The following is a 1,246-nucleotide window of genomic DNA, read 5'->3' on the forward strand; positions in this document are numbered from 1 at the left end:
CTGTCATGCTGCAAGCGCAGGTGAATTCTGCGGTCCGCCTCCAGGGCACCCAGGGCAGGCAGCGCTGAGAGGTCTTCAGGCGTGCTGATCTTGGCGTCCCGCAGCAAGGCGGGTGCGGCCACCATGAAAGCTTGTGCTGGACGCAAGCGGCGGCTGATCAGCGTTGGGTCTTCATCCTCGGCGCTGCGCACGCGCAAGGCGACGTCCACGCCTTCGTTAAGCAGGTCGATGCGCCGATTGGTCAGAATCAGCTCCAGCTGCACCTTGGGGTAGACCGTCAGAAAGCTCACCACCAGCTCCGATAGCAGGGCGATGCCACCCGGCGCGCTGACCCGCAGACGACCACGTGGCTCGCTGGTCAGGCTGGCCACGGTTTCCTCGGCCTGTTCGGCCTCCTGCAGCATGGCCTGGCAGTGACGCAGGTAGCGTTCGCCGATATCGGTCAGCGCCAGTTTGCGTGTGGTGCGTTGCAGCAGGCGCGCGCCGAGACGGTTTTCCAGCTCGGCAATGCGCCGCGAAAGGCGTGATTTGGGAATGCCAAGGGTACGCCCGGCTGCGGCGAAGCCGCCGGCTTCCACCACTTTGGCGAAGTAGAACAGGTCGTTGAGGTCATGCATGGGCTTATCGTCCTATCAGTGGGACGAACTATCGCATTTACGCGGACTAATCCGCCATTGCTTTCATCGGTAGTATCTCCAGCATCTTGATCGCCGCGGGGCGATCCCATTTTGGAGATTGTCATGAAATTACTGCACCTCGATTCCAGCATCCTCGGCGACTCCTCCGCTTCGCGCCAACTCAGCCGCGCCGTGGTCGACGCCTGGTTGGCCGCAGAGCCTGAAGCGCAGATCAGTTATCGCGACCTGGCCAGCGATGCGCTGAGTCATCTGTCCGCCGCCAGCCTGGTGGCCGGCGGTACCTCCGCCGAACTGCGCGATGCGGCGCAGCAGCATGAAGTCGAATTGGCTGAAAGCACCCTCAACGAATTTCTCACCGCCGATGCCATCGTTATTGGCGCGCCGATGTACAACTTCACCGTGCCGACCCAGCTCAAGGCCTGGATCGACCGCGTGGCCGTAGCCGGCAAGACCTTTGCCTACGACGAGAATGGCCCCAAGGGCCTGGCAGGCGGCAAGAAGGTGGTGATTGTTTCCACCGCAGGCGGTATTCACGCCGGCCAGCCCAGCGGCCAGGCCCATGAAGAGTACCTGCTGTTGGTGCTGCGCTTTCTCGGTATCAGCGACAT

At 62.5% G+C, this 1,246-nt stretch carries 2 protein-coding genes; one reads left to right on the forward strand and one right to left on the reverse strand.

Features of this window, described 5'->3' with window-relative positions:
* Positions 1-617: LysR family transcriptional regulator (locus G9C89_RS24870; protein ID WP_172153371.1), on the reverse strand; the 617-nt coding region annotated here is incomplete at its 3' end.
* A 123-nt stretch (positions 618-740) separates the two neighbouring features.
* On the opposite strand from G9C89_RS24870, the gene G9C89_RS24875 reads away from it, so the two are divergent.
* Positions 741-1,246: NAD(P)H-dependent oxidoreductase (locus G9C89_RS24875; RefSeq protein WP_172153373.1), on the forward strand; the 506-nt coding region annotated here is incomplete at its 3' end.

The organism is Pseudomonas tumuqii (assembly GCF_013184545.1).
Taxonomy (GTDB): domain Bacteria; phylum Pseudomonadota; class Gammaproteobacteria; order Pseudomonadales; family Pseudomonadaceae; genus Aquipseudomonas; species Aquipseudomonas tumuqii.